The 21,002-nt window shown below is 67.8% G+C and carries 19 protein-coding genes; 9 read left to right on the top strand and 10 right to left on the bottom strand.

The window, feature by feature from the left end; translation table 11 throughout:
* The first annotated feature begins 129 nt into the window (after window positions 1-129).
* Entirely contained in the window at window positions 130-2,649 is a 2,520-nt protein-coding gene (locus IMZ29_RS19595) for an ABC transporter permease (protein WP_253207288.1), read from the top strand.
* Between the two features lie 10 nt (window positions 2,650-2,659).
* Window positions 2,660-3,076 carry a group II truncated hemoglobin gene (locus IMZ29_RS19590; RefSeq protein WP_216187277.1) on the top strand — a complete coding sequence of 139 codons (417 nt, stop codon included), beginning with the start codon at window positions 2,660-2,662 and terminating at the stop codon, window positions 3,074-3,076.
* Window positions 3,077-3,109: 33 nt separating this feature from the next.
* Here IMZ29_RS19590 and IMZ29_RS19585 read toward each other — a convergent pair whose 3' ends face one another.
* Window positions 3,110-4,303: a septal ring lytic transglycosylase RlpA family protein gene (locus IMZ29_RS19585; RefSeq protein ID WP_216187275.1), complete on the bottom strand. Its 1,194-nt coding sequence runs from the start codon at window positions 4,301-4,303 to the stop codon at window positions 3,110-3,112.
* Window positions 4,300-5,193 carry an RNase adapter RapZ gene (gene rapZ, locus IMZ29_RS19580; protein ID WP_216187274.1) on the bottom strand — a complete coding sequence of 298 codons (894 nt, stop codon included), beginning with the start codon at window positions 5,191-5,193 and terminating at the stop codon, window positions 4,300-4,302. Before rapZ ends, IMZ29_RS19585 begins: the two co-directional genes overlap by 4 nt.
* 134 nt (window positions 5,194-5,327) lie before the next feature.
* Here rapZ and ehuB point away from each other — a divergent pair, with 134 nt between their 5' ends.
* Genes ehuB through ehuA form a run of 4 tightly spaced genes read left to right on the top strand, consistent with a single transcriptional unit; the run spans window position 5,328 to window position 8,350 of the window.
* Window positions 5,328-6,227 (top strand): ectoine/hydroxyectoine ABC transporter substrate-binding protein EhuB, encoded by a 900-nt coding sequence (gene ehuB, locus IMZ29_RS19575; RefSeq protein WP_216187272.1) that lies wholly within the window; start codon window positions 5,328-5,330, stop codon window positions 6,225-6,227.
* A 34-nt stretch (window positions 6,228-6,261) separates the two neighbouring features.
* Window positions 6,262-6,918 (top strand): ectoine/hydroxyectoine ABC transporter permease subunit EhuC, encoded by a 657-nt coding sequence (gene ehuC / locus IMZ29_RS19570; protein WP_216187269.1) that lies wholly within the window; start codon window positions 6,262-6,264, stop codon window positions 6,916-6,918.
* Window positions 6,915-7,580, top strand: coding sequence for an ectoine/hydroxyectoine ABC transporter permease subunit EhuD (gene ehuD / locus IMZ29_RS19565; RefSeq protein ID WP_216187267.1), 666 nt, complete (start codon window positions 6,915-6,917; stop codon window positions 7,578-7,580). The genes ehuC and ehuD overlap by 4 nt, the downstream gene beginning before the upstream one ends.
* The gene (gene ehuA / locus IMZ29_RS19560) at window positions 7,577-8,350 is read left to right on the top strand and encodes an ectoine/hydroxyectoine ABC transporter ATP-binding protein EhuA (protein WP_216187265.1); all 774 of its coding nucleotides are present in this window, start codon (window positions 7,577-7,579) and stop codon (window positions 8,348-8,350) included. Before ehuD ends, ehuA begins: the two co-directional genes overlap by 4 nt.
* Before the next feature lie 49 nt (window positions 8,351-8,399).
* Here the strand turns inward: ehuA and IMZ29_RS19555 are convergent, their stop codons facing one another.
* Window positions 8,400-9,314 (bottom strand): LysR substrate-binding domain-containing protein, encoded by a 915-nt coding sequence (locus tag IMZ29_RS19555; protein ID WP_216187263.1) that lies wholly within the window; start codon window positions 9,312-9,314, stop codon window positions 8,400-8,402.
* A 258-nt stretch (window positions 9,315-9,572) separates the two neighbouring features.
* On the opposite strand from IMZ29_RS19555, the gene IMZ29_RS19550 reads away from it, so the two are divergent.
* Window positions 9,573-11,132, top strand: coding sequence for a class I adenylate-forming enzyme family protein (locus IMZ29_RS19550; protein ID WP_216187261.1), 1,560 nt, complete (start codon window positions 9,573-9,575; stop codon window positions 11,130-11,132).
* A 10-nt stretch (window positions 11,133-11,142) separates the two neighbouring features.
* Here the strand turns inward: IMZ29_RS19550 and dut are convergent, their stop codons facing one another.
* From dut to IMZ29_RS19515, 7 genes are all read right to left on the bottom strand, one after another.
* Window positions 11,143-11,592, bottom strand: coding sequence for a dUTP diphosphatase (gene dut / locus IMZ29_RS19545; protein WP_216187259.1), 450 nt, complete (start codon window positions 11,590-11,592; stop codon window positions 11,143-11,145).
* Window positions 11,593-11,776: 184 nt separating this feature from the next.
* Window positions 11,777-12,970, bottom strand: coding sequence for a DUF4214 domain-containing protein (locus tag IMZ29_RS19540; protein WP_216187257.1), 1,194 nt, complete (start codon window positions 12,968-12,970; stop codon window positions 11,777-11,779).
* A gap of 19 nt (window positions 12,971-12,989) precedes the next feature.
* Window positions 12,990-13,868 (bottom strand): hypothetical protein, encoded by an 879-nt coding sequence (locus tag IMZ29_RS19535; RefSeq protein ID WP_216187255.1) that lies wholly within the window; start codon window positions 13,866-13,868, stop codon window positions 12,990-12,992.
* A 473-nt stretch (window positions 13,869-14,341) separates the two neighbouring features.
* A complete protein-coding gene (gene coaBC / locus IMZ29_RS19530) occupies window positions 14,342-15,538 on the bottom strand; it encodes a bifunctional phosphopantothenoylcysteine decarboxylase/phosphopantothenate--cysteine ligase CoaBC (protein ID WP_216187253.1) in 1,197 nt (398 codons plus the stop codon).
* Window positions 15,539-15,542: 4 nt separating this feature from the next.
* Window positions 15,543-16,061 carry a signal peptidase II gene (lspA, locus tag IMZ29_RS19525; protein WP_216187251.1) on the bottom strand — a complete coding sequence of 173 codons (519 nt, stop codon included), beginning with the start codon at window positions 16,059-16,061 and terminating at the stop codon, window positions 15,543-15,545.
* A gap of 3 nt (window positions 16,062-16,064) precedes the next feature.
* Complete coding sequence (ileS, locus tag IMZ29_RS19520; protein WP_216187249.1) at window positions 16,065-18,923, bottom strand: isoleucine--tRNA ligase; 2,859 nt, start codon at window positions 18,921-18,923, stop codon at window positions 16,065-16,067.
* A 105-nt stretch (window positions 18,924-19,028) separates the two neighbouring features.
* Window positions 19,029-20,009 (bottom strand): bifunctional riboflavin kinase/FAD synthetase, encoded by a 981-nt coding sequence (locus tag IMZ29_RS19515; protein WP_216187302.1) that lies wholly within the window; start codon window positions 20,007-20,009, stop codon window positions 19,029-19,031.
* Window positions 20,010-20,132: 123 nt separating this feature from the next.
* On the opposite strand from IMZ29_RS19515, the gene purN reads away from it, so the two are divergent.
* Entirely contained in the window at window positions 20,133-20,798 is a 666-nt protein-coding gene (purN, locus tag IMZ29_RS19510; protein WP_216187300.1) for a phosphoribosylglycinamide formyltransferase, read from the top strand.
* On the top strand, window positions 20,791-21,002 hold a 212-nt coding region (locus IMZ29_RS19505; RefSeq protein ID WP_216187247.1), incomplete at its 3' end, for a hypothetical protein. The genes purN and IMZ29_RS19505, both read left to right, overlap by 8 nt.

Below are 21,002 nucleotides of genomic sequence, written 5' to 3'. Positions count from 1 at the left end.
GGATGTCTGTCGCAACGCCCACCCTTTGGTGGGCGTTGGCGTCTGAAGCCGTCCGTGCAGTGAACCTTGCCGCCGGCGTATTGCCCAAGTGCGATGGGGCGCAGCCCCCGTTTTGATGGAGAAGCGTCCATGAAGGGGCTGGCACAGGCCTGGCGGATGACAGTGCGGGACTGGCGTGCGGGCGAACTGCGCCTCATGCTGGCCGCGCTGGTGGTGGCAGTGGCCTCGGTCACGAGCGTCGGCTTTCTGGCCGATCGGCTGCGCCTCGCGCTCGAGCGCGACGGCGCCCAGCTCCTGGGTGGCGACGTTGTGCTCAACGCCGACATGCCCATCAGCGGGCCCGTGCGCCACGCCGCGACCGAGCGGGCGCTGGCCATCGCCGACACCATCATCTTTCCGTCCATGGCGCTCGCCGGGCCCGAGCGCGACGAGCGCGCGCAGCTCGTCTCGGTCAAGGCCGTGTCGGCGGGCTATCCTTTGCGCGGCGCGATTCGCGTGCAGGCGCCTGCAGCAGGCACCGAGCCCATCGCCGGGGCCACGGACTATGCCGCCACCGATATCCCCGCGCCCGGGACGGTGTGGCTGGAAGCCAGCCTGCTGCCCTTGCTCGACGTGGCCGTGGGTGACCCCATCCAGCTGGGCGACTCCACCTTCCGCGTGAGCAACATCATCACGCTCGAGCCGGATCGCGGCATGAGCTTCGTGAACCTCGCGCCGCGACTCATGATGCGAGAAGACGAGCTCGCCGCGACCGGGCTTGCCACCTTCGGCAGCCGGCTCTCCTACCGCACCCTTTTTGCCGGTGAGCCCGCCGCGGTGGCAGACTTTACCCGCTGGCTGCGCACGAACCTGGGCGAGGGGTATCGCCTGGAGACGCTCGCCACCGGCCGGCCCGAGATGCGCCAGACGCTGGATCGCGCGCAACGCTTCCTCTCGCTCGTGGCCATGCTCGCCGTGCTGATCGCCACGGTGGCGGTGGCGATGGCGGCTCGCCGCTACATGCTGCGGCATCTGGCGGGCGTGGCCATCATGCGCTGCCTGGGTGCCACGCAGCGTCAGGTGAGCCGCATCATGGCCCTGGAATTTCTCTTCGTGGCCGTGGGCGGCGCCGTCGTGGGTTGTGCCGTCGGGTATCTTGGCCATGCCGCGCTGCTGTCGGTGCTTGGTGCCCTCATCACGACCGAACTGCCCGCACCGTCGCTGCAGCCCGCCGCACAGGGGCTGCTCACGGGCGTGGGGCTGCTGCTGGGCTTTGCCTTGCCCTCGCTGTCGCAGCTGCGTCACGTGCCGCCAGGCCGGGTGCTGCGCAGTGATCTCGCCGGCATGCCGGCGCGCAAGGCGTGGCCCGGCTATTTGCTGGGCTTGCTGGGGTTTCTGGCGCTCATGGGTTGGGTCGCGGGGGAATGGCGCCTGGGCGTGCTGACCGCGCTGGGCTTTCTCGCGGCATTCGGACTGTTCGCCCTCGTGGCGTGGATCGGGCTCGCGTTTCTCGCGCCCTGGCGTCGGCTGCACTTTCGCACCGTGGCGATCCGCTTCGCCCTGGCCGGCGTGGTGCGGCGCCGCGCGGCCACGATCGCGCAGATCTGCGCGCTGTCCGTCGGCCTGATGGCCATGTTGCTGCTCATCATCACGCGCAGCGATCTCATCGAGGGCTGGCGCATGGCCGCGCCCCCCGACGCGCCCAATCGCTTTCTCATCAACATCCAGACGGACCAGCGTGCGGCCGTGCAGGACTACCTGCACACGGCCGGCATCGATGCGGCGCTGCACCCCGTGGTGCGCGCACGGCTGATCGAGATCAACAACGAGCCCGTGGAGGCGCGCAACTTCGCGGACACGCGCGCGCGGCGCATGGTCGAGCGCGAGGCGAATCTCTCCTACGCCGAGGCGTTGCCGGCGCATAATCAGCTGACCGCAGGCGAATGGTTCACGCCGGGTGAGCGCGAGGTGTCGCTCGACGGCGAACTCGCGACGACGCTGGGCTTGTCATTGGGCGACACGCTCACCTACGACGTGGCAGGGCGGCGCATCGAGGCCCGTCTCACCAGCCTGCGCTCCCCGCAGTGGGACTCGATGGCGGTGAACTTCTTCGTCCTCACCTCGCCGGAGGTGCTGCGCACCGCGCCCCAGACCTGGATCACGTCGTTCCACATCGCGCCTGGCACGCATGACCCGTTGCCTTCCCTGGTGGCGCGGTTCCCGAACCTGTCCGTCTTCGACGTCACGGCCATCCTGGATCAGGTGCAGCGCGTGCTCGACCAAGTGATCGTGGCTGTGCAGGGGCTTTTCATCTTCACGCTGCTGGCGGGGGTGCTGGTGCTGTATGCGGCGCTGTCGGCCACGCGTGACGAGCGCATGCGCGAGGCCGCGCTGCTGCGGGCGCTGGGGGCCACGCGCCAGCAACTCGCCCGCGCGCAGTGGCTGGAGCTTGGCATGATCGGCGCGGCGGCCGGGGGCCTGGCCTCGGCCAGTGCCACGGCGCTCGCCTGGGGGCTGGCCACGTACGCGTTCGACTTTGCCTTCATCCCCTCGGCATGGGTCATACTGGGCGGTGTGCTGGCGGGAGTGGTCGCCGCCGTGGCGGGCGGTCACGCCGGCCTGCGCGGTGTGCTCCATACGCCGCCGCTCGTCACCCTACGCGAGGTCTGAGTCTGCTGTCATGAGTGAATCTGCTGTTCCGGGCGCGGTGGACGCGCCTGTCTCTGTATTCGATGCGATCGGGGGCGAAGCGCGCGTGCGCGAGCTCGTCGATCGCTTCTACGATCGCATGGAACTGGATGAGGACCTGGCCGCGCTGCGCGCCACGCACGGGCCCAGCCTGGATCGCGCTCGCGATCATCTCTTCTGGTTCCTGTGCGGCTGGATGGGCGGTCCGGACTACTACGTCGCGCGCTTTGGCCACCCCCGCCTGCGCATGCGGCACATGCCCTTCAAGATCGGCACGCGCGAACGCGACGAGTGGGTGGTGTGCATGGGCCGGGCGATGCAGGACGTGAACGTGCCCGAGCCGCTCGCCGAGCGGCTGCTAGGCTCGTTCTTCAATACCGCCGACTGGATGCGGAACCAGAATCGCTGACAGGGCGGGCCTGGCCGTCGCCGCCCGAGATCCCTACTGCGTCACCACGTGAGGCCGGATCCCCGTCTGCCCATAGACCGTGTCGGCATGCGCGACCGCGGTATTGCGATCCGCGAATGGTCCGAGGCGCACGCGGTAGACGTTATCCGTGCGCACGACCTGGATCGCGCCCATCGAGGACACGCTGCCGCGGATGCGATCGGCCAGCAGCTGCGCATTCTGGGCTTCGCCGAAGGCACCGAGTTGCAGGAAGGCTTCGCCTACGGCGAAGGCCGAGGGTGACACCGCCCCAGGGGGCGCGGCAGGTGCAGGGGCCGCCGGGGCTGCCGCGACGGCACGTGGCGGCGGAGCATCCGGCACCGGGATCGCCAGCACCGTGGCCCAATCCTGCGGTGCTGCAGGCGTGAGCGCCACACCGCCGCCGCCCGCGGCGGCCAGGCTGGCTGCCGGGGAGGGGGATGCGGAGATCACACCAGCGCGCGGTGTGGCGGTGGCCGTGGGCAAGGGCCCGGTACTGGCCGCGCCCAGGCTGGCCACGGAAGCGGGTGCCGCCACAGGCGCTGGCGCGGCGACGGGGGCCGGCACCGCAGGCGCGCTCGCGATCATGGACGGTGCCGTCTGCCAGGTGCCCCGGCGGATGTCCGCGTGCGTGATGCGCTCGACCAGCACCTCGCCGGTGCCATTGGCGAGCGTGCCCAGCTTGTAGGCGGCCACATACGACAGATCGATGACGCGCTCGCTGTGGAACGGCCCACGATCATTGATGCGCACGATGACGCTCTTGCCCGAATCGGTGCGCGTGACGCGTGCGTAGCTCGGGATGGGCAGCGTCGGGTGGGCTGCCGTCATGGCATACATGTCGTAGGTTTCGCCATTGGACGTGGGCCGGCCGTGGAATTGTCGGCCATACCACGAGGCCTTGCCCACTACGCGGTAGGGCTGGTCCGTGGTCTCGGGCACGTAGCGCTTGCCGTTGACCACGTACGGGCGCATGGGCCCCGTGGCGAAAGGCTCGATGCGCGGCACGGCGTCCGGTACCTTGTCCAGGTTGGCGGGCGGGTTGGCATGCGGTCCGTCGCGACGGTAATCGCCACCACCCACGCCATAGCCGCCTGCCGCGCCGCTGCCGCTGGGGCGGCTCGTGCCGCAACCCGTCAGAATGGCACAGGCGATGAGGCCCAGGCCTAGCCAGGTCCGGGATCCGAGGCGGCGGGGCAGACGGCTCACGGAGGGGCTCCCAGGCTCGGCACGAAGGCTTCGCCCTTTTGCGCGCGGTGCCGCACCAGCACCTGGCCGCGCGGCGCAAAGGTTTGCGCGAGTTGTTCGACGAGATACACGGAGCGGTGTTGCCCACCCGTGCAGCCGATGGCCACAGTCAGGTAGGCGCGCGTGTCCTGCGCGTAGTGGGGCAACCAGCGGCGGATGAACCCGGAGATGTCTTCCAGCATCGCGCTCACCAGCGGTGAGCGGCACAGCCATTCGCCCACGGCGGCATCGCGGCCCGTCAGGGGGCGCAGCGCGAGATCGTAGAAGGGATTCGGCAGGCAGCGCGCGTCGAACACCAGGTCCGCGCCAAGCGGCACGCCGTGCTTGTAGGCGAAGGATTCGAACGTGAGCACGATGGGCAGCGGCTCGGCCTGCACCAGGTCGCGCACCCAGTGCCGCAACTGGCCAGGCGTGAGCCCTGACGTGTCGATCACGTGCTCCTGCTCGCGCAGCGGCCCGAGGAGTTCGCGCTCGGCCAGGATGCAGTCGTGCAGCGACGCGTCGCGACCTTCGGAATCCAGGCGCGCGGTGAGCGGATGCCGCCGGCGCGATTCCGAATAGCGCTGGACGATCGTGGTGGTGTTGGCGTCCAGGAAGATGACGCGCAACTGGACGCCGAGGCTCTTCAACGAGGCCACGGCGCGCGGCAGATCGGCGATGTCTCCAGGGGACCGGGCGTCCACCGCGATGGCCACCCGTGACAGTCCGTCCTGATGCGCGGTGGCCACGAATTCGTGGAGGAACCGCACGGGCAGGTTGTCGACGCAGGTGTAGCCCGTGTCTTCCAGCATGCGCAGGGCGACAGACTTTCCGGAACCGGAGATGCCAGTAATGAGAACGGCACGCAACATGACGCGCATTGTTGCACGGCGGCAGGCTACGTCAAGGCAAGAGGCGGTTTTCGGACTGCGTTATGATCGATTCAAGTGAAATCATTTTGATGAAAATGATTTCTGAGCATTGCAAAATATCCCGGAGCCTTCTCATGATGCGATTTCCTCGGCGGATTCTGACCCTCGGTTGTACCGCAGCCCTCGTCACCCTTGCTGCCTGCTCGGACAGCGGCAGTAGTGGTGGGGCCCCGGCTGCTGCGGGCGCGAGCGAGGGGTCGCTCGCCAAGGCGGTGGACGCCGGTCGCATCCGCGTCGGCTATGCCAACGAATCACCGTTCGCGTACATGGACAGCGCGAGCGGCAAGCTCACCGGCGAAGCCCCTGAGGTGCTGCGGCACGTCATGGACGATCTGGGGGTGAAGGAAGTCGAGGGCGTGTTGACGGAGTTCGGCTCGCTCATCCCAGGCCTGCAGGCGCGTCGCTTCGACATGATCGCCGCCGGCATGTACGTGACGCCCGAGCGTTGCCAGCAGGTCATCTTCTCCAACCCCACCTATGGCATCGGTTCGGCCTTCGTGGTGCGCGAGGGCAATCCCAAGTCGCTCGCGAGCTTCGAGGACGTCGCCAAGTCCGACGCCCGCCTGGGCGTGGTGGTGGGTGCCATCGAAGCCGACTACGCCGCCAAGACGGGGATCCCGTCCGAGCGCATCGTCGTCTTCCCCGATGCCGCGAGCGCACTGGCCGGCGTGCAGGGCGGGCGGGTGGATGCCTATGCCGCCACGGCACTCACGGTCAACGATCTTCTCGGCAAGAACGCCAATGGCGTGGAGCGCGCCGAGCCGTTCACCGATCCGGTCATCGACGGCAAGGACGTGCGCGGCTACGGCGCGTTCGCCTTCCGCTCGGAAGACACGGCGCTGCGTGACGCGGTCAACGAGAAGCTCGCCGCCTATCTGGGCACCGATGGCCACGCCGAGGCCGTGAAGGCTTTTGGCTTCACCGAAGGCGAGCTGCCCGGCGACACCACCGCCGCCCAGCTGTGCGAGGGATGATGGGCAGCGCGGGCGCCGGGGCGGGGAGGGCGTCATGGGTGATCTGATGTCACTGCTGCCCCCCCTGCTGCAGGGGCTGCAGGTCACGTTGAAGGTCACGGGCGGCGCCATCCTGCTCGCCGTGCCGCTGGCGATATTGGCTGGCCTGCTGCGCCTGTCCACGTGGCGACTCGCGCGCTGGCCCGCCATCGCCTACATCGAGATCTTTCGCGGCACCTCGGCGCTGGTCCAGCTCTTCTGGGTGTATTACGTGTTGCCGCTCTTTGGCATCACCTTTCCCGCCATCACCGCCGGCATCATCGTGCTTGGCCTGAACTCGGGCGCCTATGGGGCCGAGGTGGTGCGCGGGGCCGTGCAGGGCGTGGCCCGGGGGCAGCGCGAGGCGGCCATCGCCCTCAACCTCACGCCCTTGCACACCTTGCGGCGCATCGTGCTGCCGCAGGCGGTGGCGGCCATGCTGCCGCCGGCGGGCAACCTCTTCATCGAGCTCCTGAAAAACACCGCCCTGGTCTCGCTCATCACGATCGCCGATCTCACCTTCCGGGCCCAGCTGCTGCGCGCCGACACGCTGCGTACGCTGGAGATCTTCGGCCTGGTGCTGGTGCTGTATTTCGCCGTCGCCCTGTGCATCACGGGCGCCGTGCGCTGGCTGGAGCGGCGCCTCGCGCGCCGGCGGGGAGAGCGCGCATGATTTTCGATTGGGATTACGCGTGGGAGATCCTGCCCGCGCTGGGCAGTGCGCTCGTCATCACCATCCAGGCCACGATCCTCGGCATGCTCGTCGCGATCCCGCTCGGGCTGGTGCTGGCGCTCGCGCGGCGCGCGCCCTGGGCGCTCCTGTCCTGGCCGGCTGCGGTGTTCATCGAGTTCGTGCGCAGCACGCCCTTGCTCGTGCAGCTGTACTTCCTCTTCTACCTGATGCCGGATCTGGGCCTGAAGTTCTCGCCGCTGGTGACGGGGGTGATCGCGCTTGGCATCCACTATGCGGCGTACTGCGCCGAGGTGTATCGCGCCGGCATCGAGGGCGTGCCACGCGGGCAATGGGAAGCGGCCACCGCGCTCAACCTGAGCCCCTGGCGCACGGCCACCGGGGTGATCCTGCCCCAGGCCATTCCGCCTGTCGTGCCGGCCCTGGGCAACTACCTCGTGGCCATGTTCAAGGACACGCCGCTGCTCTCGGCCATCACGGTGGTCGAGGTGCTGCAACAGGCCAAGATCATCGGGTCGGCGAGTTTTCGCTACACCGAGCCCATCACCCTGGCCGGCATCATGTTCCTGGTGCTGAGCCTGATCGCGGCAGCCCTGGTGCGCTTCACGGAGCGTCGGCTGCAACTTCCGGGGAATCGCGCATGAGCGCCAGCATCACACTGAAGAACGTCCACAAGCGCTACGGCAGCAACCACGTGCTGCGCGGCATCGACCTGCACATCGATGCAGGGCAGACGGTGAGCGTCATCGGCCCGTCCGGCTCGGGCAAATCCACGCTGCTGCGTTTGCTGATGACGCTGGACAAGCCTGACGAGGGCCGCATCGAGATCGACGGCGAATCCATTTGGACGATGCCGGGCGGCAGCGGCGAGCGGCCAGCCGATTCGGCCCACGTGCGCCGCGTGCGCGGCAAGATCGGCATGGTCTTCCAGCACTTCAATCTCTTTCCCCACATGACGGCCATGGCCAACGTGATGGAGGCACCGCGCCACGTGCTGGGCCTGCCCAAGGATGAAGCTGCCCAGCGCGCCCGCGAATACCTGGGCATGGTGGGCCTGGCCGACAAGCTCGATGCCTATCCCGGCAATCTGTCCGGCGGACAGAAGCAGCGCGTGGGCATCGCCCGGGCGCTCGCCATGCGCCCGGAGATCATGCTCTTCGACGAAGTGACCTCGGCGCTCGATCCCGAGCTGGTCGGCGGCATTCTGCAGATCATGAAGGATCTGGCCGACCGCGGCGAGATGACCATGATCATCGTCACGCACCAGATGTCCTTCGCGGAGAAATCCTCGGATCGCACGCTCTTCTTCGCCGACGGCAACATCGTCGAGGATGGCCCGTCCGAGCAGCTCTTCCGGAGCCCCACGCAGGAGCGCACCCAGCAATTCCTGCAGGCGGTGATCGAGGGGACCTGAGCGAAGAAGACGCTGCAGGCTCGCAGCACGGGCGTGCGTCGGGCGCTTCTTACGCGGCGGCCTCGACCGGGTCGGCCCAGGCGGCCGCGCGCTCGCGGATGTCGTCCAGCAGATGGGTCATGTAGCCCGGCAGGCCTGCGGCGTCTCGCACCAGCAGTTCGCGCGTGCGCACGGCCCAGGCATCGTCGAGCCCTACGCCCAGCAGGCGGCGTGCGCCGTTGTAGCGGCGCAGGGTGGAGCGCGGCATCACGCCCACGCCCAAGCCCGATTCGATCATGCGGCACTGGATCTCGTAGCTCGCCACGCTCACCCGGGGCGACCATAGGCGGCCGCAACGCTCGGCCGCGCCCGCCAGGAAATGGGTGAGCGTGCTCCGTTCGTAGAGGCCGACCTGGGGCGCTTCCAGTGCCTGGGCGAACGCCATGGCCGGGTTGCCCGCCCACGGGTGCGCCGCAGGAACGGCGAGCACGAGCGGATCGTCGAAGAGGAAGATCGCATCGAGGGCATCCGGGTAGACCGGACCGCACACCATGCCGACGTCGGCCTCGCCCGACATGAGGTCGCGCACCACGTCCACGTTGATCTGCTCGCGCAAGTCCACACTCACGTCCGGGTGCGTGGCCAGGTAGCCCGCCAGCACGTCCGGCAGGAAGGTCGTGATCGATGCCGTGGTGCCGTGCAGGCGGATGCGTCCCTTGCCGCCCGCCGCATACTGGCCCACATCGCGCCGCAGCGACTCGAGTTCGCGCAGGATCGTGCGCGCGTGCTGGCTGAAGGCGATGCCGGCCGGGGTGGGGGTCACGCCGCGACTGCTGCGGGTGAGCAGGCTCACCCCCAATTCCGACTCGAGCTGCTTCACGCGATTGCTCGCGGCCGGCAGCGACAGAAACGCACGTTCTGCCCCCCGCGTGACGCTGCCTGTGTCGACGATGCCCACGAGCAGGCGAAAGTCTGTGAGATCCATGGTCTCCTCCTGGGCCGCTTTCGTGAACGGACGGCGGCCTTGTCGTTCAACGACCACGAGGATAACCGCAGAGCACGGCGAGCGTCCTCGGCGCAGCGCAAGCGAGGCTTCAGGAATCCGAAATTGTTGCGTGTGCAGGGTGTGCGCATACTGTCGGCGGCACCCGCCCGGCCATCGCGTCGCGGCGTGAGGAGACAGGGCGAACGTGGCCGAGCCAGGCATCGCCCCCGACAACATCACATGACAGGACGCCAGCCCATGCACCTCGTACCCGCTCTTCAGGACCTCCCCGAGACCCCGTTCGGCTCATTTGCCGAGCAGGTCGGCCAGCGGGCGCACGAGCGTCCCGAGCATCCTGCCGTCGTCGTCGACGACGCCGTGATGACCTACGCCGAGCTCTGGGCGCTCACGCAGCGCGTGGCGGCCGGCCTGCAGCGCGATGGTCTGCGTCCCGGCGACGTTGCCATGATCTGCACGCCAAGCTCGGCCGCCTACGTTGCCTGCTATGTAGGGTGCCTGCTGACGGGCGTGGTCGTGGCACCGGTATCGCCTTCGCTGCGCGACAACACGCTCGCCACCCTGGTGAAGGATTCCGGCGCCAGACTGATCTTCACGGACAGCGAGATCGCCGCCCGCCTGGCCGCGCAGGCCGATGCCGCCGCCGTGCCCCGCGTGGTGCTGGAAGGCGCTGACGAGGACTTCTCCCGCTGGCTACCCGCCGTCGGCACCCCCGTGCAGACCTTCACACCCCAGCCCGAGGATGGATTCAACCTCATCTATTCGTCCGGCACCACGGGCGTGCCCAAGGGTATCCTGCAGCCGCACAGCATGCGCTGGGCACATCTGCAGCGCGCGATCAACAGCGGCTATGGGCCGAGCGCCGTGACACTGCTCGGCACCCCGCTGTACTCGAACACAACACTCGTGAGCGCGCTCCCCACGGTGGGTCTGGGCGGCACGCTGGTGCTGATGCGCAAGTTCGATGCGGGCGATTACCTGAAGCTCGCCGTGCGGCATCGCGCGACCCATACGATGCTGGTGCCGGTGCAATACCAGCGCATCCTGGCCCATCCCGACTTCGACACCAGCGATCTGTCCAGCTTCCAGGCCAAATTCTGCACCAGCGCGCCCTTCAGCGCCGCGATGAAACGCGAGGTGCTGCGCCGCTGGCCGGGCGGGCTCATCGAGTTCTACGGGATGACCGAGGGCGGGGGCAGCTGCATCCTGCGCGCGCACGAGCATCCGGACAAACTCCACACCGTGGGCCAGCCCGCGCCCGGCTGCGTCTACCTGCAGCTGGACGAGGAGGGCCGGATCCTGCCGCCGGATGAGATGGGGGAGTTGGTCTCGCGCGGGCCTGCGATGATGAAGGGCTATCACAACCAGCCCGAGAAGACCGCCGAGATCGAGTGGTTCGATGCCGACGGGCTGCGTTACGTGCGCACGGGCGACATGGGCCGCTTCGACGAGGACGGCTTCCTGGTGCTCATGGACCGCAAGAAGGACATGATCATCTCGGGTGGCTTCAACATCTACCCGAGCGACATCGAGGCGGAGCTGGTGCAGCACCCGCAAGTGCTGGCCGCCGCCGTGGTGGGCGTGCCCTCGGAAGCCTGGGGCGAGACCCCGGTGGCCTTCGTCGAGCTGCGCGAAGGAGGCAACGTGAGTTCCGGCGAGCTCATGACCTGGCTCAACGATCGGCTGGAAAAGAACCAGCGGGTGGCGGCAGTGGCACTGGTGAGCCAATTGCCACGCAGCTCCATCGGCAAGGTGTTGAAGCGCGAGCTGCGCGACGGGTTCGCCGGCAGCGTGCGCTGAGGCGAAGATTTCAGCCTTTGCCGGTGCTGCCGAAGCCGCCCGTGCCGCGGTCCGAGGCCGCGAAGTCATCCACGACCTCGAAGCCCACCTGGGCCACCGGCACGATCACCAGCTGGGCGAGACGATCGAAGGGCTCCAGCGTGAAGCTTGTCTGCCCGCGGTTCCAGGTCGAGACCATGAGCTCGCCCTGATAATCCGAATCGATGAGCCCCACGAGGTTCCCCAGGACGATGCCGTGCTTATGGCCCAGCCCCGAGCGCGGCAGGATCAGCGCCGCATAGCCCGGATCCCCGATATGGATCGCCAGCCCCGTGCGCACCAGCACGGTGTCGCCCGGCGCCAGCGTGAGCGGCGCATCCAGGCAGGCGCGCAGGTCCAGGCCTGCGGAGCCCGCGGTGGCATAGGCAGGAACGTGGTCGCGCATGCGCGCGTCGAGAATCTTGAGGGAAACGGATTGCATGGTCTGGCGGGAGAAAGTCACGCCGCGTATGTTAACCGTCGCGCCGCTTAGGCGGCATCCACCCGTGCTGCGGCGCTGGAAAGGGAAGAGTACCGGCGACGCTTCGGTGTGTCGTGGCCACCAGCGCGGGCGCGACTTCGTTCCGCCGATGCTGCCCGCGCTCGCTAGCATCAGAAGCCTGGTGTCAGAAAGCCAAGTCATCCTGCCCGGCGCTAATACCGACGAGCGTGATGGTTCTCTCGAGTTGCGCGTCAGGGATGTCTAGCCCGGACTCAACGGCGTGTGCGCTGTTCTCGTATGCCGACAGGTTGATGTCATCGTCGTTGCTGAAGCTCAGCAGCCGAGTCGCGCTGTCAGCAGGCTTGGGGTACTGACTCTTCAGCAGCTGGATTGCGATGTACGCATCACCCTTCGTCTCGATGTAATTGAGGATGCCAACCAAGTCGATGACCTTACCCGGCCCCGATACGTGCGCCTGCGCTAGGAACTCCGCGACTGCAATGCGACCCTTGACGTAGTCGCCATCGCCCGCCGCCGATAGCGCGCTGTTGAGGAACACGGCTAGGAATTCGCTGCGATTCGCGCCGTCGTACAGCTTATCTGTCCAGTAACGCGCGCCAGCGGCGTCCGGCGCACGTCCAAGTACGGTGTCATAGACGAAATGCACGTAGGCAGCATGGCCCAGGCCCGTGCCGGACTCACCGTTCTGTGCACCCGAGAAGTACATCCCCTTTGCCATCTCCTTCATGGCGTCCTGCTCGGACATGCCGTTGCTCAAGTGTCGAGCGAGGTCGCCAGCCCAGTACTTCAAGCCTTCATGCTCGGGAGCGCGGTTGAAGGCTGCGACGTAGATGCCGATCAGGAACTCGGTCTGGGCGTCGGTCACGCCAGGCAAAGCCAGGTCCAGGGCGGGCGGCGTGGGATCGCCGGCGCCGGCGTCAAAGATCTCTTTGAAGACATGGCTTGCGGTAGGCCGTGGTGAGTCCATCCGAGCGGGCAGCCAACCCGTGAGAAAGTCGATGCTCGTGATGACACCATTCGCAAGTGCGGTGGCGAGTTCCGCCCTGTAGGCACCGACGCCGTCGGGGTAGAAGTAGTCGACCAGTTCGAGCGGATCAATGCTGTTGGCATAAGCCACGCCGTTGTTGATGGCCCACATGTCCACGGGGTGACTGGGGAAGGCGTTCTCATACTGCCCAGCTGTGCCGATCATCTTCGGAGTGATCAGTTTCATAGTTTCAGCAGGGCTTCGACCTAAGTTTTGGAGACCGCTGTCGATCATCGCAATCCAGTCCTGTACGAAGTCAGGACGGGAAGGCAGGTATATGCGCTGAAACAGTTCGATCTGCGCGATGGCTTGGGCGCGGGTGAGGGCCATGGTGATGTCCGATGAAATGTCAATGAACCGCGGTCACGCGGCATTGGTTGCCTGACTTGAGGATGTAGGTTGCAGTAGTCTTGCCGGCACCGTAGGCAGCATTCGCGGCACGCTGGCAAAGACCGTTTGCGGCGCTCACGCCTCCCTGGCCGGCCTCGTCGTTGCGGGCGGCCGAGGCATCAATGGCGCGCTTGATGTCGTCCCACGCGTCTGGCATATGGCCGTTCACAAACGTGCTCCACTGCAGCCCGGCAGCGCTCCCCCCAGCATCATGGAAGGGGCCGTTAGCTGCGTTGCTGGCCCGGCTCCACCAATCGCTCAACCAGTAGCTATACCCAGAACTCTCCGGGCAGCGCCCCGCGATGCCGAAGCTGCGGTAGTAGCTGATCAGTTGGTTGCGATAGGCGCTCTGGATGAGCGAGTTACCGCCGCTGCTGTACCCGGGGTCGCCGGAGCTGCAGATCATGGCAGAGATCGATTGGGGAATCGGGAACTGAGTGCCTGGCGTGGGGGTGGGCGGTGCCGGAGGCGTGACCGGAGCGGGCGTGGTGCAGGTGCCCGTCCACGAAGACCAAGACGACCAGCTACCCTGCTGCACGCCGCCATTCTGGTGGGTGTACACCGTGCGGCTGCGCGTACGGCGTTGCGTGCCCGTCTGTCCGGCCGGACATGATCGCGACTCCGCGCCGGATTCGCTGCTCTGGCGCACGCAGCCGCCCCAGCGCGCGTCGAACGAGAAGCCCGAGCGGCAGGCGCCGGGCGGGCTTTGAGAGACGGTCAGGTCGGCGCGAAAGTCATTCGAGATGAATTCGAACTGGGCAGCCGATTGGGCGTGAGCAGGGGAAGGAGACAAGGCCAGCAGCGCGCTGATCACAGCGGGTAACAGAATGTTGTTCATCATACGGTCGAGCTGCCGGTTTCTTGAGGGGCGCTTGGTGTCGGGCCGCAAGCGGCGACTTGCGTCCCAGGTAAGCGTGGTCGATGGGGTGAGCCGTGAGGCAGTCTATGCGTGCCTCGGCTGTTGCTGTCAGCGACTGTTGTGATCTGCACGCAGTCGGCGCGGGCGGCCGCCGCGCACGGATACTGCGGCGCTCAACGGGATGGCGAGACCGCGCGAGTGGCAGCAGCACGGGCGCCAGGGCCCGGGCAGGGTACGCTCGGCCGACGCGGGGCGTGATTTGCCCGCCCGGGACGTGACAATACGGGCACGCCGGCGGAGCGGGTCTTCAGAAGGTTGGGGGCGGCGGTGATAGGCGCACGTTGCGCCGGATCGAAAAGCAGCCGATGGGGGCGTGGGCGCGCGGAGCGCCTGCCTGATGAGACCGCCGAGGGCGACTGTGGTAGCCCGGCAGCGTGCCAGGGCCGGTGCCCTCAGCCGCGGGGTAGACGCGTCGCGATCTCGGCCACCAGGCGGCGTGCGGCTTCGCGCTTGGACAGCTTGGGCATGGGGTGGCGCCCGGCGTCGTCGAACAACACCAGCGTCGTGTCGTCCGCGCCCAGCGCATCCTGCGCGAGATTGCCCACCAGCAGCGGCACGCGTTTGCGGCGGCGCTTGTCCTCGGCGTGCTGTTCCATGTGCTCGGTCTCGGCGGCGAAGCCCACGCAGTAGGGCGGCTTCTCGCTCAACGCCACCGTGGCCAGGATGTCGGGGTTGGTTTCGAGTTCCAGGACGGGCGGACCCTCACCGGACTTCTTGATCTTCTGTCCGCTCACGGTCTTCACACGCCAGTCTGCCACGGCGGCCACGGCGATGAAGACGTCGCTGCGGGCCTGCTCGGCCTGCACGGCCTGGAGCATGTCGCGGGCGCTCTGCACGTCGATGCGGCGCACGCCGTAGGGGGCGGGCAGGGCGGTCGGGCCGGACACGAGGCACACCTCGGCACCGGCTTCAGCCGCCGCCCGCGCGATGGCGTAGCCCATCTTGCCGGAGGACACGTTGCTCAGCACGCGCACCGGGTCGATGGGCTCGGCAGTGGGGCCGGCGGTGAGCAGCACGCGCACGCCGGCGAGTGTCTTGGGCTGGAAGTACGCGATGAGCTCGGCGAGCAATTGCTCGGGCTCGAGCATGCGGCCATCTCCGGTCTCACCACAGGCCTGAGAGCCCTGGCCAGGGCCCAGCACGCGCACGCCGTCCTCGCGCAGCTGCTTCACGTTGCGCTGCGTGGCCGGGTTGGTCCACATCTCCACGTTCATGGCGGGCGCCACCAGCAGCGGGCATGCGCGCGCCAGGCATAGCGTGCTCGCGAGATCGTCTGCCGCGCCGTGCACGAGCTTGGCCATGAAGTCGGCACTCGCGGGCGCGACCAGGATGGCGTCGGCCCCGCGCGTGAGATTGATGTGGGCCATGTTGTTGCCTGGGCGCGCATCCCAGGCGTCCACATAGACGTGCCGGCCCGAGAGCGCCTGCATCGTCACCGTCGTCATGAAGTGCGTTGCCGCCTCGGTCATGACGACGTCCACCGTGCCGCCCTGATCCTGGATGCGGCGTACGAGCTCGGCCACCTTGTAGCAGGCGACCCCACCCGTCATGACGATGACGAAGCGCTTGTCGGCGAGTTCTCGGGCCATGGGTTCAGGCTCCCGTGCGCGCTGCGCGTCGCTCGCGCAACGCGCGCTGGATCTCGTCGACGATCAAGAGGATCGCGCCGAGCGTGATGGCCGAATCCGCCAGGTTGAACGCCGGGAAATGCCACGTGTTCCAGTAGAACAGGAGGAAATCCACGACGTGACCGTAGACCATGCGGTCGATCACGTTGCCGAGCGCCCCGCCCAGGATCAGGGAGAGGGCGAAGCAGAACAGGCGTTGCTCGCCGTGCCGGCGCATCAGCCAGACGATGAACACCGAGGCACCCAGGCCCAGCACCGTGAAGAACCAGCGCTGCCAGCCATCGTGGTCGGCCAGCATGCTGAAGGCCGCCCCGCGGTTGTAGAGCAGGGTGAAGTCGAAGAACGGCAGCACCGGCACCCGCTGGCCATAGGCCAGCTGCGTGTCGAAGACGATTTTCGTGGCCTGGTCCAGACCGATGATGACCAGGGCGATCAGGAGCCACCCCTTGAGGGTGCCGCGGGCGACGGAGGCGGGGGCGGTCATCGGTCAGGCCGCCGAACGCGCTTCGCCGGCGCCGTAGAGGTTGGCCGTGCAGCGGCCGCACAGGTGCGGGTGCGCGGCGTCATGCCCGACGTCCTCGCGCCAGTGCCAGCAGCGCTCGCACTTGGTGTGCGTGGAGGGCGTCACTTCCACCCGCAGCGCATCGGCACCCATGTGCACGGTCACTCGCGAGACGATCAACACGAAGCGCAGGTCGTCCGACAGGCTTTGCAGCGCGGCCAGATCCTCGCCACCCGCGTGGATGTCGAGCTCGGCCTGCAGCGACGAGCCGATCGACCCGGCACTGCGCGCGTCTTCCAGGCGGCGCTGGACCTCGGCGCGGATGGCGCGCAGGCGCTGCCACTTGTCCTGCAGCAGCAGCGCATCGGCGGACTGCGGCGGCTCGTGATAGAGCTGCGTGAAGATGGTCTTCTTCGCGGCCTCGTCGGCATGCGGCAGCAACGACCAGGCTTCCTCGGCCGTGAACGACAGGATCGGCGCCATCAGGCGCAGCAGCGTCTGGGTGATGTGCCAGAGACCGGTCTGTGCCGAGCGGCGCGCCGCGCTATCGGCCGCGGTGGTGTAGAGACGATCCTTCAGGATGTCGAGGTAGAACGCGCCGAGGTCTTCCGAGCAGAAATTCTGCAGGCGCGAGACCGCCGTGTGGAATTCGTAGCGCTCGTACAGGGCCTTGACCTCGTCCTGCAGACGGGCGGTCATGGTCATCGCATAGCGGTCGATCTCGAAGAGATCGTCCACGGCCACGAGGTCGCGGCTGGCGTCGAAATCGCTCACGTTGGCGAGCAGAAAGCGCAGCGTGTTGCGGATGCGGCGATAGCCTTCCACGACGCGCTTCAAGATCTCGTCGGAGATCGAGAGCTCGCCGGAGTAATCCGTGCTCGCCACCCACAGGCGCAGGATCTCGGCGCCCAGGCTGCCGGAGATCTTCTGCGGCGCCATGGTGTTGCCGAGCGACTTGCTCATCTTGCGGCCCTGGCCATCCACCGTGAAGCCGTGCGTGAGCAGCGCCTTGTAGGGCGGCTTGCCGTAGAGCATGCAGCTGGTGAGCAGCGAGGAATGGAACCACCCGCGGTGCTGGTCCGAGCCTTCGAGGTACAGATCGGCCGGCCAGGCGAGCTCCTCGCCATGCGAGCCGTGGCCGTCGCCCACCCCCTGGCCGGGCATGCCGCCCAGCACCGTGGTGTGGGTGGAGCCGGAGTCGAACCACACGTCCAGCGTGTCGCGGTTCTTCTCATAGAGATCCGCGTCGTCACCCAGGAGCTCGCGTGGGTCCAACGATTGCCAGGCTTCGATGCCTTCCTTCTCCACGCGTTGCGCCACGGCTTCCAGGAGCTCGGGCGTGCGCGGGTGCAGCTCGCCGGTTTCACGGTGCACGAAGAAGGCCATTGGCACGCCCCACTGGCGCTGACGCGACAGCGTCCAGTCCGGGCGGTTGGCGATCATGGCGTGCAGGCGGGCCTTGCCCCACGCGGGGAAGAACTGCGTGGCTTCGATGCCGGCCAGCGCGCGCTCACGCAGGCTCGCCCCTTCCTTGGGGGCGACGTCCATGCCCGCGAACCATTGCGTGGTCGCGCGATAGATCACCGGCGTCTTGTGGCGCCAGCAGTGCATGTAGCTGTGCGGGTGCTTCTCCATGCGCAGGAGCGTGCCCATGTCGCGCAAGGCATCGACGATCTGCGGATTGGCTTCCCAGATGGTGAGACCGCCGAACTCGGCGAGCGTGGAGGCGTAACGACCATCGCCCATCACCGGGTTGATGATGTCGTCGTCGGCCAGGCCATTCTGCTTGCAGGACTGGAAATCCTCGATGCCGTAGGCCGGGGCCGAGTGCACCACGCCCGTGCCGCTGTCCAGCGTCACGTAGTCGCCCAGGTAGATGGGCGAGAGGCGGTCATAGCCGATATCGCGCTTGTAGAGCGGATGATGGAACGCGATGTTCGCGAGCGCTTCGCCCTTGCAGGTGGCGAGCACCACGCCGGTCAGGCCCCACTGCGCCAAGCACGCGTCCACGCGGTCGCGCGCGAGCAGCAGCAACGCCCCCGTGCTGGGGGCGGGCGCCACGCGCACCAGCGCGTAATCGAACTCGGGGTGGACGTTCAGCGCCTGGTTGGCCGGGATCGTCCAGGGCGTCGTCGTCCAGATGACGATGGCGCCGTCCTCTTCGAGCGCGGGCAGACCGAAGGCCCGCGCGAGCGCTTCAGGTTGCGCGAACGGGAAGGCCACGTCGATCGCAGGATCCGTGCGCTCGGCGTACTCGACCTCGGCCTCGGCCAGCGCCGAGCCACAGTCGAAGCACCAGTTCACAGGCTTCAGGCCACGGTAGACGAAGCCTTCTTCCATGATGCGTCCCAGCACGCGAAGCTCGTCGGCCTCGTTGCGGAAGTTCATGGTGAGGTAGGGACGGTCCCAGGCACCCAGCACGCCCAGGCGCTGGAAATCCACCTTCTGGCGGGCGATCTGCTCGGTGGCGTAGGCGCGCGCCTTGGCCTGCACGTCCTGCACCGACAGGTGCTTGCCGTACTTCTTCTCGATCTGGATCTCGATGGGCATGCCGTGGCAATCCCAGCCCGGCACGTAGTGCGCGTCGAAGCCCGCGAGATTGCGGCTCTTGACGATGATGTCCTTCAACACCTTGTTGACCGCGTGGCCCAGGTGCAGATCGCCGTTGGCGTAGGGCGGGCCGTCGTGCAGCACGAAACGCGGACGCCCGGCGCTCGCCTCGCGAATCGCGCGATACACGCCATTTTCTTCCCATTGGGCCACCCAGCCAGGTTCGCGCTTGGCGAGATCGCCTCGCATCGGGAACGGCGTGTCGGGCAGGTTGAGCGTGTTCTTGTAGTCCATGGAGCTAGCTATCTATGCGAAGTGAGCAGATGCGCGCGCGGTCGTCGCCGGCAGCGCGAAGGCGAGGGACGTCGCTCCCCGTGGGACGCAACGTGGCGGTGCGCATCAAATTCGGTCGGTGGCCGAGGTCGCCAGATTGGCTTGCTCGAGGTGGCCGGCGGCAAAGAAGGCGCGGGCCTGGCGCTCATCGTCAGCGATGGCGGCCGTGAGGGTGGCGAGGTCCGGGAACTTGGCCTCGTCGCGCAGTTTCTTCAGGAATTCCACGCGCACCAGTTTACCGTAGGCGTCGCCCGTGAAATCGAGCAGGTGGACTTCGAGCAGCACGCGTCCGGCATCGGTGACGGTGGGCCGCACGCCCAGGCTGGCCACGCCGGGCAGCGGCTGCGCGCCCATGCCGTGGACCTGGACGGCGAAGATGCCGGACAGAGCCGTGCAGCGGTCCGGCACGCGCAAATTCAGCGTGGGGTAGCCCAGCTGCCGGCCGAGCTTGAGCCCGTGCACGACGTGCCCGCTCATGGCGTAGCGGCGCCCCAGCAGATCGGCCACCCGATCCAGATCGCCCTGGGCCAGCGCGTGCCGCACGTCCGTACTGGAGATGCGAAGGCCATCGCGATCGGTGATCGAATCCATCGACTCCACCGCGAAGGGGCCTTCCTCGCGCAGCATGTCCACGTCGCCCTGGCGCTTGGCGCCAAAGCGAAAGTCGTCGCCCACGAGCAGCCAGCGGGTATCGAGCTCGCGCACCAGCAGGTCGTGGATGAAGGCGCTCGCCGGCATGGCGGCGAGCCTGGCGTCGAAGCGCTTGACGAACACTTCCCGCACGCCGGCACCTCGCAGGGCGTCGAGCTTGTCGCGCAGGCCGTTGATGCGGGCGGGCGCAAGCTCCGGCTTGCCCTGCAGACGGGCGAAGAATTCGCGCGGATGCGGCTCGAACGTGAGCACCGCCGGCACCAGCCCGCGGTGTTCGGCGGCCGAGCACAGGCGCGTCAGCATGGCCTGGTGGCCCAGGTGCACGCCGTCGAAATTGCCGATCGTCAGCGCGCGGGCGCGCGGGCTGTCCGCAGCAGGCTCGCGCAGCACGCGCAGGAAGGTGTCCGAAGTGTTCACGCCGACAGTTTACAATTTCGGGTTATCCCGTGCGCGGCCGTTCGCTTCGGCCTGGGCCGCGCCCCGCTGTCCGCAGTCATCATTCGTCGCCCGATCTTGCCCATTTCCCCTCCTGCCAGCGCCACGCGCCGGTTCGTCATTCTCATTTCCGGCCGGGGCAGCAACATGCGCTCCCTGGTCGAAGCCTGCGCAGCCGAGGGCTGGCCGGCCGAGATCGCCGCGGTCATCGCCAACAAGGCCGACGCCGCCGGGCTTGCCTGGGCGGCTGAGCGCGGCATTCCCACGGCTGTCGTGCCGCACAAGGCCTACCCGACGCGCGATGCCTTCGACGTCGCGCTGGCCGAGTGCATCGACACCTTTGCACCCGACTACGTCCTGCTCGCCGGGTTCATGCGCGTGCTCACGCCAGCGTTCGTCACCCGCTACACCGGCCGGCTCGTCAATATCCACCCGTCGCTGCTGCCGGCGTTCCCGGGCCTGCACACGCACGCCCAGGCGCTGGCCATCGGCGTACAGGCGCACGGCTGCACCGTGCACTTCGTGACGCCGGTGCTGGATCACGGCCCGATCATCGCCCAGGGCGTGGTGCCCGTGCTGGTCGGCGACACCGCCGATGATCTCGCCGAGCGTGTGCTGGGCGTCGAGCATCGCGTCTATCCTGCGGTCTGCCGCTGGCTCGCCGAAGGCCGGGTCCAGCTGGCCGACCGGCTCGTTCACGTCGAGGGCGATGCCCCCCGACTCTTCTTTGCGGAGTCTCCGCATGGCTAAACCGCCTGCTTCGCGCAACCGCGCATCCGGCCCGCGTGACGGCGACAGCCGTCGGCGCAGCCCCTCCGCTGGCGCCGCTGGCGATCGTCCCGCCCGCGGCGGCTTCGCCGACCGCTCTGCCCGTGGCTCCGCCGACGAGCGCTATTCACGCGGCCCTGCCGATGATCGCGTTGCCCGCGGCCCATCGGACGCGCGCGCAGGGCG

This window comes from Verticiella alkaliphila (genome assembly GCF_018904615.1).
Classification (GTDB): Bacteria; Pseudomonadota; Gammaproteobacteria; order Burkholderiales; family Burkholderiaceae_B; genus Verticiella; species Verticiella alkaliphila.
Note: the sequence above shows the minus strand (reverse complement) of the source record. Positions and strands in the feature narration are given on the sequence as shown.